This is a genomic window from Mesorhizobium sp. M1A.F.Ca.ET.072.01.1.1, from assembly GCF_004023325.1.
GTDB lineage: Bacteria > Pseudomonadota > Alphaproteobacteria > Rhizobiales > Rhizobiaceae > Mesorhizobium.
Window position 1 is genome coordinate 1 of sequence record NZ_RZSF01000195.1, and the last position, 12585, is coordinate 12585.

The following is a 12585-nucleotide window of genomic DNA, read 5'->3' on the forward strand; positions in this document are numbered from 1 at the left end:
CGACGCGCTCTCGCAGATCCATCGATAGTGCCATCCATGCTGGCCTCCTTCCCAGCATGAATGGTGAATCATAAACCCGCTGATTTGGGAATCCTCAACGACTCCCAACAATTTCATCCCGCTCTAGAAGGTCCGTCCCCGACATCATGGCTGTGCTCTGGACACGAAAGCTTGCGTTCCTTCGCCCCTCTGTCCTGCCGGACATCTCCCCCACTTGGGGGGAGATCAGATGTGGCGCCGGCTTTCGCCAATCATCGACGGTACAAAGGGAGAGCCGTCAGCGGCACTGCCAATCTCTCCCCTCGTGGGGGAGATGTCCGGCAGGGCAGAGGGTAGCGCCGTAGAGCGCAACTGTCGCGGCGTGCCTCACCTCCTCGCCGACATCGAGCGGCAAGATCCAGCGGTTCCTGCTGAGGAAGGCGGAGGTAGAGAAGCGGAAGGCCGGATAAAATTCGGGTTCTCCCGGGGATTCCGCCACGCAAAAGCCGCCAAGTCAGGCGAAGGCCACAAGGGCTTTGGTTTGAATTGGGGTTATAGAATGCGGCTGGTCTGGGCGTTTTCGTTCGCGCTGGCGAGCGGCGTGGTTTTCGCGGCATCGCCGGAGGACGACTATATCGCCGCGCGCGACAAGGCGATTTCCAACATCGCGGCGCAAGAGAGCTCGAACGCGGAAGTGGAGACACTCGATGCTGCCAACACCAAGGCGCTGGCCGATCTGGAAAAGCGTCTTTCCGCCGTTCTCGGCCCGCTTTCGGTCAAGGATTTTCCGGCAACCGGCACGATCAATCTGCAGAGCCTGAGCGCCTCCGATATTGGCTTCGGCATGCTGGACGGGCTGCGCTACGCCAAGAGCGACGCCGGCCCGAGCATCGTCGCGACGACACGCGGGCTGGTCGAGCGCTGGCTGCGGTCCAAGGCTGACGAGGAGGATGAAAGCCTCCGGCTGCCCGCCGGCATCGACGAGGCGCTCAAGCTAGACGCCTTCTATACCCAGGCTATCGGCAGCGACGCCGCATTCGTGAAGACGCTCGACTTTTCGCTGAAGAAGCCCGAAGGCGCCGATATCGCCGTCGCGCGGCTCGGCGGCTGGACGCAGGATGTCGGACCGATCTACGACCAGCAGGTCGTCGTCGCGGTGGTAAAGGGCGACCGCGTCCTGATCGCCGAGGCGCCCGCGTCACCGGCCGTGCCGAAGATCGCGGCCTGCGAGGCGCTTTGGACCGCGGCGGACGCGGCTGCCCAGAAATTTCAGCAGACCTATCAGAACTCGGACCTGAAGGACCAGCAGGCCTATGATTCCGCCAACGCCGCCTGGGAAAAAGGCGACGGCGATTATCGCGCCTGCATGGGCGAGCGCCTGCCGGGCGATCCGGCCTTCCCGGCACTGCTTGCCGAGGCCCAGCAGCTTGCTGACCGGATGACCGGGAAGTAGGCCCAGAGCGGTGAAGCGCCGAGCTGGCTAGACATCCTTCCCTCAGCTCGCGGCGGCCCTCATGTTGCGCCGGCGCCTGGCGGTGGGCCGCGCCGGCTCCACGATATGCCCGTTGGTGACATGCCCATTCGTCACGGGCACAACATCCTGCCGAGCCCGGGCGTCCGTCACCCTGTGCAGCCGCTCGTAAGGCAGCAGCTCCTTGATGCGGGCATTCAGCGTCTCGACCTCGGCGCGCAGGTCCTCGCATTCCTGTTTCTGGATATCGAGCTGGATCTGCTCCGACGCCTGCTGCAGCGATAGCTGCGAGAGATTGGTGCTGATCACCGACAAATTCTTCTTGTCCAATTCGCTCTCGTTCCTGAGAACGGCAAGCTTCTCTTCCGCGATCTGCCGCTCGGTCACGGCGTCATTCAACTGCGCCCTCAGTCCTGTCGCCTCGGCGACCGCATCGGTCTTGTCGATGGAGGCCTGCTCGAGCCGCGATTGCAGCTCCTGGATTTCGGAGCGCAAGCCGCGCAGCTCCGCCCGGCTCCGCGCAAGCTCCGCCGCGCCATCGCTTTCGGCAATGCGGGCGGCTTCGGTTACCTCGGCAAGCTTGGCCTGCGTCGTCTCCAACGATTTCTGCAGCCGGGCCTCCTCCTTCTCGTGGCTACCGAGCTGGGCCATCAGTTCGGCAACGCGCGTGGCTTCGTTGGCGTGGGTCGCCGCGAACTCGTCGAATTTGTGCCGGGCCTCGGCCTCGCGCTTTTGCGCCTGCTCCAGCTCGATCGAAAGCCCGACCTGCTTCTCGCGCAGCAGCTTGTTCTCGACAGCGCGCCTGTCGGCTTCGACGGTCTTGGCCGTCAGGGTCTTGACGATCTCACCGAACTCAGCCTCGCGCCTGGCGCTCTCATTGCCCATCTCGACCATTTCGAGCCGCACCGCTGCAAGCGCCTCGCGCAGCGACTCCCTGTCCTGGACGAGACTTGCCTCGCGCTGCTGCCAGGCCTCGGCCGCGCCGTCGCGTTCGCGCTGCTTGCGCGTAGCGTCAAGCAATTGTTCCGACAAGGCCTTGTGTTCGGCGCCCAGAGCGGCGTTCTCCAGCTCCAGCTCATTGGCGCGCAGCGCATCGCGATGCAGGGCGTTCAGGATATCGCGCGTCATGTGGTGCGCTGTGGCGATCTCGGCCAGCCTTGACCCGATCTCCTCCAGATGACCCTGTCCGTCGCGGAAGAGTCCGGAAACGGCTTCCAAGGCGGCCAACCGTGTCTGGGTGTGCGGCGTCAGCCGGGAGGCGGAAGCCTCGGACTGAGTCTCGCCCGGCGGTTCCTCCTCGCTTGCCGCCAGGTCGGCGGCAGAATCGTATCCCGGGGACGTCTCTTCGTCAGCCGAAAGACATTCTTCGAAAGCCTCTGCCAGATCCGACTGGAGCTCTTGAAATTCCTTGTCTACGTCCTCGGCCCGTTTGATCAGGGATTTGAAATTCATAACGGCACACCTCTTACGCTCACACCCGCCGTATTACTTAACGAATTGCTAATCTAGCCCTTAACGTTCCGTACGGGAAGCCTGACCAAAAGAAGGAAGGAATTAAGGTTATCGCGGATTTCCAGAGGCTTGCGCGGTGTTCCGTCAGCGGCATCTGCGCTCAGCGCGGTAAACGGTTAGAATGGCCTGCGTCGGCCGCACGTCATCGAGCCGCAAGCGAGCCTCTTGCGCCCGCTGCGAGCGGATCACTCGTTTGGAAAGGGAGCCGTTCCACGCTCCAGCCAGCACCCACGCCAGCGTTGGCCGTTCCATCTAGCCACGAGAGTTCCGTCATGCCGCAGGGGCCGGACCGGTCGGTCCAACCCCTGCACTGAGACATCAGCTCTTGATTTCGATACGCTTGGCCTGCGACTGCGCCTTCGCGGTCTTGGGCAGCATTACCGTCAGCACGCCGTTCTTGAAGCGGGCATCGATCTTGTCTTCTTCGATCTCGTAGCCCAGCGGGATGCGACGCTCGAAGCGGCCATAGACGCGCTCGGAGAACTGCCGCTCCTTGTCCTCCGTCTCGGAGCGCTTTTCACCCTTCAGCGTCAGCACGCCATCATCAAGCAGCACCTCGATGTCCTTCTCGTCCAGGCCCGGGACTTCGGCCGCCACCTTGATCTCCTTCTCGTTGTCGGAGATCTCAACGCTCGGCCAGCCGGCACCAAAGGCTGATACGCCGCCTAGGGATGGCAAGCCGGAACCGAAACCCCGGAAGACGTCGTCGAACAGCCGATTCACCTCGCGATGCAGCGACAGGAAAGGATCGCGTTCGCCGTCGCGGAAGACACTTGGAACCTGGTTGCCATTGTTTCGGCCCCAGGGAATCAGATCACGAACACTCATTTTTTCCTCCTTTCTGTTCATCCGGAAGACAAGGAAGCGCCGGGAACATCACCCGGCGCTTGGCGCAAAGCGCGGCGAGAAGGCTCAGGCCGCCTTGTTGTCGGCCTCGATTTTCTTTGTCGCGGCCTTTGGCGATGATTTGTCCGCCGTGATCTCGATCCGGCGCGGCTTCATTTCTTCCGGGATCTCGCGTTTGAGGTCGATTGTCAGCAGGCCGTTGACGAGGCTCGCATCGACGACCTTGACGTGATCGGCAAGCTCGAAGCGACGCTGGAATGCGCGGCCGGCAATGCCGCGATGCAGGTACTCGCCGTTATCCTCGCCTGCCTTTTGGCCAGAAACCATCAGCATGTTCTGCTCCTGGGTAATGGCCAGTTCGTCCTGGCTGAAGCCTGCCAGGGCCATGGTGATGCGGTAGTCGTCCTCGCCGCTCTTGGCGATATCGTAGGGCGGCCAGTTGTCAGCGGTTTCGATGCGGCTTGCGGTCTCGAGCGCGTTCAGCATTCGATCGAAGCCGATGCTCGACCGGAACAGGGGAGAAAAGTCGAAACTGGTTCTCATAGCTACATCCTCCATTGAGCAACATAGATACGAGGAGCGCCAAGGCAGCGGCGCTCCTTGACCTTGCCGACCACTTCAGGCGCCGGCAGGCTCGATTTGGGAATTGATTCCTTTGCCGTCAAGAGGTCCGGGGCGCGCCCGTCAAAGCTGCATAATTTACCTTTGTTTTCACGGCGCTAGCACTCGGCTGTTGCGAGTGCCAAAAAATTTCTTGCGGCCTCTTGAAACCGGCGCGTGCAAAACCACATCCACATGCGCGAGGCCGAAAGGATCGCGAGCCCCGCTCCGGTCCTTCCGGTCCGGAGTGGAGGAACCTCTCAAAATCTGTTTGTCCCGAAGGAGAACGATATGAAGTTCCATCCATTGCATGACCGCGTTCTGGTCCGCCGCGTCGAGGCCGAGGAGAAGACGGCCGGCGGCATCATCATCCCGGACACGGCGAAGGAGAAGCCGCAGGAAGGCGAGATCATCGCCGTCGGTTCCGGCGCGCGCGACGAGAGCGGCAAGCTCATTCCCCTCGACGTCAAAGTCGGCGACCGCATCCTGTTCGGCAAGTGGTCCGGCACCGAGATCAAGCTCAACGGTGAAGACCTGCTCATCATGAAGGAAAGCGACGTGATGGGTGTGGTCGAGCAGACATCGGCGTTGGGAAAAGCGGCTTGAACCGGCCCACCCGATCCGGTGAATGAAAGCTGCCTGCTGAAGGAGTGTTCCAATGGCTGCCAAGGAAGTGAAATTCCATTCCGACGCCCGCGACCGCATGTTGCGCGGCGTCAATATTCTCGCCGACGCGGTGAAAGTCACCCTCGGCCCTAAGGGCCGCAATGTCGTCATCGACAAGTCGTTCGGCGCTCCGCGCATCACCAAGGACGGCGTCACTGTCGCCAAGGAGATCGAGCTCGAGGACAAGTTCGAGAACATGGGCGCGCAGATGGTGCGCGAGGTCGCCTCGAAAACTAGCGATATCGCCGGCGATGGCACGACCACCGCGACCGTTCTCGCCCAGGCCATCGTCAGGGAAGGTGCCAAGGCCGTTGCCGCCGGCATGAATCCCATGGATCTGAAGCGCGGCATCGACAAAGCCGTCGAGGCTATTGTTCAGGAGTTGAAGACCAACGCCCGCAAGGTGACCAGAAATGACGAGATCGCCCAGGTCGGCACGATTTCCGCCAATGGTGATGCCGAGATCGGCCGTTTCCTTGCTGAGGCGATGCAGAAGGTCGGCAACGAGGGCGTCATCACCGTCGAGGAAGCCAAGACCGCCGACACCGAGCTGGAAGTGGTCGAAGGCATGCAGTTCGATCGCGGTTATCTCTCGCCTTACTTCATCACCAATCAGGATAAGATGCGCGTCGAGCTCGAAGAGCCCTATGTGCTGATCCACGAGAAGAAGCTTTCCAACCTGCAGGCGCTGCTGCCGGTTCTGGAGGCGGTGGTTCAGTCGGCGAAGCCCCTGCTCATCATCGCGGAGGATGTCGAGGGCGAGGCGCTCGCGACGCTGGTGGTCAACAAGCTGCGCGGCGGCCTGAAGGTTGCGGCCGTCAAGGCTCCGGGCTTCGGCGACCGCCGCAAGGCCATGCTGGAGGACATCGCCATCCTCACCGGCGGCACCGCTATCAGCGAGGATCTCGGCATCAAGCTTGAGAACGTCACGCTGGAGATGCTCGGCCGCACCAAGAAAGTGGTGGTCGAGAAGGAGAACACCACGATCGTCGATGGCGCCGGCAAGAAGGAGGAGATCCAGGGCCGCGTCGCGCAGATCAAGGCGCAAATCGAGGAGACCACCTCGGACTACGATCGCGAGAAGCTGCAGGAGCGTCTGGCCAAGCTCGCCGGCGGCGTGGCTGTGATCCGCGTCGGCGGTTCGACGGAGGTCGAGGTCAGGGAGCGCAAGGACCGCGTCGACGATGCCATGCATGCGACGCGCGCGGCGGTCGAGGAAGGCATTCTTCCGGGCGGCGGCGTGGCGCTGCTCAGGGCCGCCAATGCGCTCGACGCGGTGGCTGCCGACAACCCCGACCAGAGATACGGCGTCGACATCGTGCGGCGCGCCATCGAGGCGCCGGCGCGTCAGATCGCCGAGAACAGCGGGGCGGAAGGCTCGATCATCGTCGGCAAGCTGCGCGAGAAGACCGATTTCGCCTATGGCTGGAACGCCCAGACCGGCGAATATGGCGATCTTTTCAGCCAGGGCGTTATCGATCCGGCCAAGGTCGTGCGCACCGCGCTGCAGGATGCAGCCTCGATCGCCGGCCTGCTCGTCACCACAGAGGCGATGGTCGCCGAGAAGCCGAAGAAGGAAGCGGCACCCGCCATGCCCGCCGGCGCCGGCATGGACTTCTAGGACGCTGGGGAGGCGCGGCGCCGACACAGCCAATCTCCCCCGACAGGGTCCAATCGGGGGAGATTGGTCGTTAGGGCAAAAGGGAGCGCGAGGGAAACGGCACCCTTCTGAATTGACAAGAACCGGAAAAGCGAGAAAGCACTCCGCGACAGATCGGCTGGCGGGACGCGCCCCCTTTGTCCTGTCGGACATCTCCCCTCATCGGCGGAGATCGGCAGGTTCGACACGCCGCGGCGCGACGGGCCAGAGTTACTATGTGGGAAGATTCTGAATGACGACGGATACCAAGACGACGGAAACCAGGACATTCGAGGCGGATGTCTCGCGGCTGCTGCACATGATGGTACATTCGGTCTATTCGGACCGGGACGTCTTCCTGCGCGAGCTGATCTCCAACGGCGCGGACGCGTGCGAGAAGCTGCGCTTCGAAGCGATCACCCGTCCCGAGCTGCTGGGCGAGGACGCAAAGCCGCGCATCACCATTTCGGCCGACCCCGACAACAAGCAGCTTGCCGTCGAGGACAACGGCATCGGCATGGGCCGCGAGGAGATGGCCGAGGCTCTGGGCACCATCGCACGCTCCGGCACCCGTGCCTTCATCGAGCGCGTCGAGGCCGGCAAGGCGACTGAGGACTCGCAACTCATCGGCCAGTTCGGCGTCGGCTTCTACTCCGCTTTCATGGTGGCCGATCATGTCGATGTCATCAGCCGGCAGGCCGGCAGCGAGGAAGCCTGGCGCTGGTCTTCCGACGGCAAGGGCACCTACGAGATCGCTCCCGTGCCGCTTGCGGCAGCTCCCAGGCGCGGCACGCGCGTCGTGCTGCATCTGATGGACGATGCGAGTTCCTACACCACGCCTTACCGGCTCGAAGGGCTGGCGAAGTCGCAGTCCGGCCACGTGCCGGTGCCGATCACGCTTGTTGAGAAGCCGGGCGCCGAGCCGCGCGATATCGCCGACGGCACGGCGCTATGGGTGAGGCCGAAGAGCGACATAAAGCCCGAGGAATATACCGACTTCTACCGCAGCATCGCCGGCCAGTATGACGAGCCGGCCGCCACCATCCACTTCCGCGCCGAGGGTCGGCACGAATACAGCGCGCTTGCCTTCGTGCCGGGCTCGCGTCCGTTCGATCTCTTCGACCAGGACCGCAAGGGTCGTATGAAGCTCTACGTGCGGCGCGTCTTCATCACCGACGATGCCGACGTGTTGCCGCGCTATCTGCGCTTCGTCCGCGGCCTGGTCGATTCCGCCGATCTGCCGCTCAACGTCTCGCGCGAGATGATCCAGGAAAGCCCGCTGCTCGCCGCGATCCGCAAGGGTGTCACCAACCGCGTCCTCGGCGATCTTGGCAAACTCGCCGATAACGATGCAGAGGCCTACGCCAAGATCTGGGAGAATTTCGGCGTCGTGCTCAAGGAAGGCATCTACGAGGACTACGAGCGGCGCGAGCAGCTGCTGAAGCTCGCCCGCTTCCGCTCGACCGCTTCCGGCGAGACGCTGCGCAGCCTGGCCGATTATGTCGCCGCGATGAAGGAAGGGCAGAAGGCGATCTTCTTCATGGCCGGGGAAGACCGCGCCCGGCTCGAGGTCTCGCCGCAGCTCGAAGGGTTCCGGGCGCGCGGCATCGAAGTGCTGCTTTTGACCGATCCGGTCGACAGTTTCTGGACGACGATGGCGCCGGAATTCGACGGCAAGCCGTTCAAATCGGTGACGCAGGGCGCGGCCGAACTGTCGGAGATCCCGCTGCTCGACACCGCGTCCAAGCCGGATGCCGAAATCTCGTCCGAAATCGCGACCTTCCTGGCCTTCGTGAAGACGGCGCTGGGAGACGAGGTCTCGGACGTGAAGGCCTCCGACCGCCTGACCGAAAGCGCGGTCTGCCTGGTCGCACCGGAGCACGGTCCCGACCGCCAGTTCGAGCGGCTGCTCAACGCCGCCGGCCGCCTCGACAAGGCGGCCAAGCCGATCCTCGAGATCAACCCGCGGCACGAGCGCGTCACGGCGCTGGCGAAGCTCGGCGACGGCGAGCGCGCTTTCAAGGAAGACGCCGCGCATCTGCTTTACGACGAGGCGCGCGTGCTGGACGGCGACAAGCCGGCCGATGCCAGGGCGTTTTCGGCGCGGCTTGCTCGCCTGATCGAGCGCGGTTTGGCGAGGGAGTAGTGGGGGCGTTGGGCGCCTCACGGAGCCCGGATCCTGCCGTGACTTCTCACGAGGAGGCGGCGCAAGGGTGAGATCGGTCGCGATCCTTCGCGCCCCCCTCTGTCCTGCCGACGGGTCAAGGCTTCTCCACGCTACTACGCTCGGAGGTCAGAGCGCCGCCCTACCCCCTCAGCCCCGGTGCCTCTTGCCCCGTCCTGGCGACATATTCCGTATAGCCGCCGCCATAGGTGTGGATGCCATCCGGCGTGAGCTCCAGCACGCGGTTCGATAGTGCGGACAGGAAATGGCGGTCGTGCGAGACGAACAGCATCGTGCCTTCATATTGCGCCAGCGCCTCGATCAGCATCTGCTTGGTCGCCATGTCGAGGTGGTTGGTCGGCTCGTCGAGCACCAGAAGGTTCGGCGGATCGAACAGCATCAGCGCCATGACCAGCCTGGCCTTCTCGCCGCCGGAGAGCACGCGGCACTTCTTCTCGATCTCGTCGCCGGAAAAGCCGAAGCAGCCGGCTAAAGCCCTGAGCGGCGCCTGGCCGGCCTGCGGGAAATTGTCTTCCAGCGTCTGAAACACGGTGCGCTCGCCGTCGAGCAGCTCCATGGCGTGCTGGGCGAAATAGCCCATCTTGACGCTCGGACCGCGCGCCACCGAGCCCTCATCCGGCTCGGAGGCACCGGCCACCAACTTCAAAAGCGTCGACTTGCCGGCGCCGTTGACGCCCATCACGCACCAGCGCTCGCGGCGGCGGATCTGGAAGTCGAGGCCGGCATAGATCGAGCGGCTGCCATAGGATTTGTGGATGCCCTTCAGCGTCGCCACGTCCTCGCCGCAGCGCGGCGCAGGTTGGAACTCGAAGGCCACCGTCTGGCGACGCTTGGGCGGCTCGACGCGGTCGATCTTGTCGAGCTTCTTCACCCGGCTCTGCACCTGGGCGGCGTGCGAGGCGCGCGCCTTGAAGCGCTCGATGAAGGCGATCTCCTTGGCAAGCATCGCCTGCTGGCGGTCGAACTGCGCCTGCAGCTGCTTGTCGGCCAGCGCCCGCTGCTCCTGGTAGAATTCGTAGTTGCCGGAATAGGAGGTGAGCGCGCCGGCGTCGATCTCGATCACCTTCGAAACGATGCGGTTCATGAACTCGCGGTCATGCGAGGTCATCAGCAGCGCGCCGTCATAGTCCTTGAGGAATTTCTCCAGCCAGATCAGGCTCTCAAGATCGAGATGGTTGCTCGGCTCGTCGAGCAGCATGACGTCGGGCCGCATCAGCAGGATACGGGCGAGCGCGACGCGCATCTTCCAGCCGCCGGAGAGTTTTGCAACGTCGCCGTCCATCATCTCCTGGGAGAAGCCGAGGCCGTCGAGCACCTCGCGGGCGCGGCCGTCGAGCGCATAGCCGTCGAGTTCCTCGAAGCGGTGCTGCAACTCGCCATAGCGCTCGATGATCGCGTCCATCTCGTCGGCGCGGTCGGGATCGCCCATGGCGTTCTCGAGCTCGCGCATCTCGGCTGCGACGGCGCTCACCGGGCCGGCGCCTTCCATCACCTCGGCGACGGCGCTCATCCCCTCCATGTCACCGACATCCTGGCTGAAATAGCCGATGGTAACGCCGCGATCGACTGAGACTTGGCCTTCGTCCGGCTGCTCCTGGCCGATGATCATGCGGAAGAGCGTCGTCTTGCCGGCGCCGTTCGGGCCGACGAGGCCGACCTTCTCGCCCTTCTGCAGGGCGGCCGAGGCTTCGATGAAGACGATCTGACGGCCGTTCTGCTTGCCGATATTTTCGAGACGGATCATGGGACGGTCCGGGAAACTGCGCTGAGATGGCGGGATTTGCCCGGGGCATACGCGAATGAGGGTGCGGAGGGAAGAGGTAGAAGCGCCGCATCCGCGCGCTCGGCTATTCCTTCGAGGCAGAACCCAGCCGCAGTGAAATTGATTGGCGTCGCCGACCGATCGAGCGCTTAGTGCTGGAGCCAACCACTTGATGGGCTCTGGTAAGGGAGGTCAGCCATGGCCATGTACCTGACGCGCTTCAGCTACACGCCCGAGACCTGGGCGCGAATGATCGAAAACCCCGAGGATCGCCGCAAGGCGGCCAGCTCATACATAGAATCGGTCGGCGGAAAGCTGCACGGGTTCTGGTATGCGTTCGGCGAACACGACGGGTGGAACCTGTGGGAGGCGCCGGACAATGTTTCGATGGCGTCCGTCGTGCTCGCCATCGGTGCCGGAGGGGCGCTCAGCTCCTGCGAGACCACCGTCCTCCTCAGCGTCGAGGAGACGATGGACGCGCTAAGCAGGGCGAAATCGATCCGTTATCGGCGGCCTGGAACGTAGCGCCGAGAAAAGCCGCCTCGGAGGGGTGTCACCTCGCGTCGTGGAAGATGATACCGAGCGTATGTCGCCTGCCCGAGCGCAGGCGGCTGACGCCGTGGCGCAGGTTGACGCGATAGTAACCTCGCGTGCCCTCCACGGGCCGGTTGTGCACGGCGAAGATCACCGCGTCGCCGCGCTTGAGCGGCACCACCTCGGCGCGGCTCTGCATGCGCGGGCGCTGCTCGGTCAGCACGAATTCGCCGCCGGTGAAATCCTTGCCGGGTTCGGAGAGCAGGATCGCCACCTGCAGCGGAAAGGCGAGCGCGCCATAGAGATCCTGGTGCAGACAGTTGAAGTCGCCGGGGCCGTATTGCAGCAGAAGCGGCGTCGGCTTGGTTTGGCCCTCGTCGTGGCAACGCTTGAGGAAGGCGGCGTGGTCGGAAGGGTAACGGAGCGCGGCGCCCATCTTCTCGTTCCAGTCATTGGCGACGCCGGCGAGCCGTGGATAAAGCGCAGTGCGCAGGCCCTCGATCAGATCAGGCAGCGGATAACGGAAATAGCGGTACTCGCCCCTGCCGAAGCCATGGCGCGCCATCACCACATGGCTGCGGAAATGTTCTTCGTGCGGATAGAGCGCGGCGATTTCGGCGCATTCCTCCGGCGAAAGCAGGCCGGGCATGACAGCGCAGCCCTGGGCGTTGAGCTCGGAGACGAGCGCGTGCCAGTCCTGCGCGGCGACACGGGATTCGGCGGAGCGTCCGGCGCGTTTGGTGTTGAGGGAATGGACAGTCATGAGCGCCTCCTTCGATGCCATCAAAGTGGGGCGGAGGCGAAGCGGCGGCCACCCGATTCCTGCGGAAATGGCGCGGCCTTTACGGCGAACCAGCCGCAACGAAGCCCGCGCGGCCCTGCGCGCGGCGGAATGCCTGCTGCAGGCGCGGGTTGAGGCGCACCGCGTCGCGGCCGGCCTGGATGGTCCGCTCGACCTGCTCCGGCGTCAGCCTCAGCCGGGTCGGGATGACGTTCAGCGCGGCTGCCTCGTCTGGCGGCAGGTCGGCGAAGGAGACCAGTTCAACCACCATCTGGACGTCGCGGCACTTCCAGCCGGACAGGCTGCCGCGGTAGCGCGCTACCACCGCCGCCGGCAGGCTGCAGCGATATTTGACCAGCTTTTCGCGCCACAGCCGGAATTCGAGCTTGAGGGAATCGAATTCGTCGCGCACCGAGGACGCGATCGAGGTGCCGGCGGTGGCGTCGATCATGTCGACCAGGCCCGGTCCCTGCTTGACCTTGACCGAGGAAGAACTGGAAGAACAGGCTGGCGGCCGTCCACCAAAGCGTGTTGACCAGCGCCTGGCCGAGCACCGCGTCGGAGAGCATCGCCTGGTACTGGCCGAGCCCGACATATTCCGATTTGAAGG

General features: G+C 63.9%; 11 protein-coding genes. 5 read left to right on the forward strand and 6 right to left on the reverse strand.

What is annotated here, in order from left to right; all coding sequences use genetic code 11:
* Window positions 1–538 precede the first annotated feature (538 nt).
* Window positions 539–1432, forward strand: a complete 894-nt coding sequence (locus EOA32_RS23635) for a hypothetical protein (RefSeq protein WP_095828808.1) — start codon at window positions 539–541, stop codon at window positions 1430–1432.
* Window positions 1433–1474: 42 nt separating this feature from the next.
* Here the strand turns inward: EOA32_RS23635 and EOA32_RS23640 are convergent, their stop codons facing one another.
* The 3 genes from EOA32_RS23640 to EOA32_RS23650 all read right to left on the reverse strand — a co-directional run bounded on the left by EOA32_RS23640 (window position 1475) and on the right by EOA32_RS23650 (window position 4351).
* Entirely contained in the window at window positions 1475–2902 is a 1428-nt protein-coding gene (locus EOA32_RS23640; RefSeq protein ID WP_128373017.1) for a hypothetical protein, read from the reverse strand.
* A 378-nt stretch (window positions 2903–3280) separates the two neighbouring features.
* Complete coding sequence (locus EOA32_RS23645; protein ID WP_066993187.1) at window positions 3281–3790, reverse strand: Hsp20/alpha crystallin family protein; 510 nt, start codon at window positions 3788–3790, stop codon at window positions 3281–3283.
* Window positions 3791–3874: 84 nt separating this feature from the next.
* A complete protein-coding gene (locus tag EOA32_RS23650) occupies window positions 3875–4351 on the reverse strand; it encodes an Hsp20 family protein (protein ID WP_066992873.1) in 477 nt (158 codons plus the stop codon).
* A 348-nt stretch (window positions 4352–4699) separates the two neighbouring features.
* On the opposite strand from EOA32_RS23650, the gene groES reads away from it, so the two are divergent.
* The 3 genes from groES to htpG all read left to right on the forward strand — a co-directional run bounded on the left by groES (window position 4700) and on the right by htpG (window position 8859).
* Window positions 4700–5014 carry a co-chaperone GroES gene (gene groES, locus EOA32_RS23655; protein ID WP_066992870.1) on the forward strand — a complete coding sequence of 105 codons (315 nt, stop codon included), beginning with the start codon at window positions 4700–4702 and terminating at the stop codon, window positions 5012–5014.
* Between the two features lie 52 nt (window positions 5015–5066).
* On the forward strand, window positions 5067–6695 hold the full coding sequence (gene groL, locus EOA32_RS23660) for a chaperonin GroEL (protein WP_066992865.1): 1629 nt from the start codon (window positions 5067–5069) through the stop codon (window positions 6693–6695).
* A 271-nt stretch (window positions 6696–6966) separates the two neighbouring features.
* Window positions 6967–8859 carry a molecular chaperone HtpG gene (htpG, locus tag EOA32_RS23665; RefSeq protein WP_128373018.1) on the forward strand — a complete coding sequence of 631 codons (1893 nt, stop codon included), beginning with the start codon at window positions 6967–6969 and terminating at the stop codon, window positions 8857–8859.
* A 160-nt stretch (window positions 8860–9019) separates the two neighbouring features.
* Here htpG and EOA32_RS23670 read toward each other — a convergent pair whose 3' ends face one another.
* On the reverse strand, window positions 9020–10642 hold the full coding sequence (locus EOA32_RS23670; protein ID WP_095828752.1) for an ABC-F family ATP-binding cassette domain-containing protein: 1623 nt from the start codon (window positions 10640–10642) through the stop codon (window positions 9020–9022).
* A gap of 216 nt (window positions 10643–10858) precedes the next feature.
* On the opposite strand from EOA32_RS23670, the gene EOA32_RS23675 reads away from it, so the two are divergent.
* The gene (locus EOA32_RS23675) at window positions 10859–11185 is read left to right on the forward strand and encodes a GYD domain-containing protein (protein WP_170950344.1); all 327 of its coding nucleotides are present in this window, start codon (window positions 10859–10861) and stop codon (window positions 11183–11185) included.
* 28 nt (window positions 11186–11213) lie between these two features.
* Here EOA32_RS23675 and EOA32_RS23680 read toward each other — a convergent pair whose 3' ends face one another.
* Both EOA32_RS23680 and EOA32_RS38775 read right to left on the reverse strand, forming a co-directional pair.
* Window positions 11214–11957 (reverse strand): 2OG-Fe(II) oxygenase, encoded by a 744-nt coding sequence (locus EOA32_RS23680; protein ID WP_128373019.1) that lies wholly within the window; start codon window positions 11955–11957, stop codon window positions 11214–11216.
* A 79-nt stretch (window positions 11958–12036) separates the two neighbouring features.
* Window positions 12037–12426 carry a hypothetical protein gene (locus EOA32_RS38775; RefSeq protein ID WP_189407328.1) on the reverse strand — a complete coding sequence of 130 codons (390 nt, stop codon included), beginning with the start codon at window positions 12424–12426 and terminating at the stop codon, window positions 12037–12039.
* Window positions 12427–12585: the final 159 nt, after the last annotated feature.

Excerpts from the sequence above, each read along its gene's own strand:
- EOA32_RS23635 (WP_095828808.1), top strand. The coding sequence starts at position 539 with ATGCGGCTGGTCTGGGCGTTTTCGTTCGCGCTGGCGAGCGGCGTGGTT.
- EOA32_RS23640 (WP_128373017.1), bottom strand. The coding sequence starts at position 2,902 with ATGAATTTCAAATCCCTGATCAAACGGGCCGAGGACGTAGACAAGGAA.
- EOA32_RS23645 (WP_066993187.1), bottom strand. The coding sequence starts at position 3,790 with ATGAGTGTTCGTGATCTGATTCCCTGGGGCCGAAACAATGGCAACCAG.
- EOA32_RS23650 (WP_066992873.1), bottom strand. The coding sequence starts at position 4,351 with ATGAGAACCAGTTTCGACTTTTCTCCCCTGTTCCGGTCGAGCATCGGC.
- groES (WP_066992870.1), top strand. The coding sequence starts at position 4,700 with ATGAAGTTCCATCCATTGCATGACCGCGTTCTGGTCCGCCGCGTCGAG.
- groL (WP_066992865.1), top strand. The coding sequence starts at position 5,067 with ATGGCTGCCAAGGAAGTGAAATTCCATTCCGACGCCCGCGACCGCATG.
- htpG (WP_128373018.1), top strand. The coding sequence starts at position 6,967 with ATGACGACGGATACCAAGACGACGGAAACCAGGACATTCGAGGCGGAT.
- EOA32_RS23670 (WP_095828752.1), bottom strand. The coding sequence starts at position 10,642 with ATGATCCGTCTCGAAAATATCGGCAAGCAGAACGGCCGTCAGATCGTC.
- EOA32_RS23675 (WP_170950344.1), top strand. The coding sequence starts at position 10,859 with ATGGCCATGTACCTGACGCGCTTCAGCTACACGCCCGAGACCTGGGCG.
- EOA32_RS23680 (WP_128373019.1), bottom strand. The coding sequence starts at position 11,957 with ATGACTGTCCATTCCCTCAACACCAAACGCGCCGGACGCTCCGCCGAA.
- EOA32_RS38775 (WP_189407328.1), bottom strand. The coding sequence starts at position 12,426 with ATGATCGACGCCACCGCCGGCACCTCGATCGCGTCCTCGGTGCGCGAC.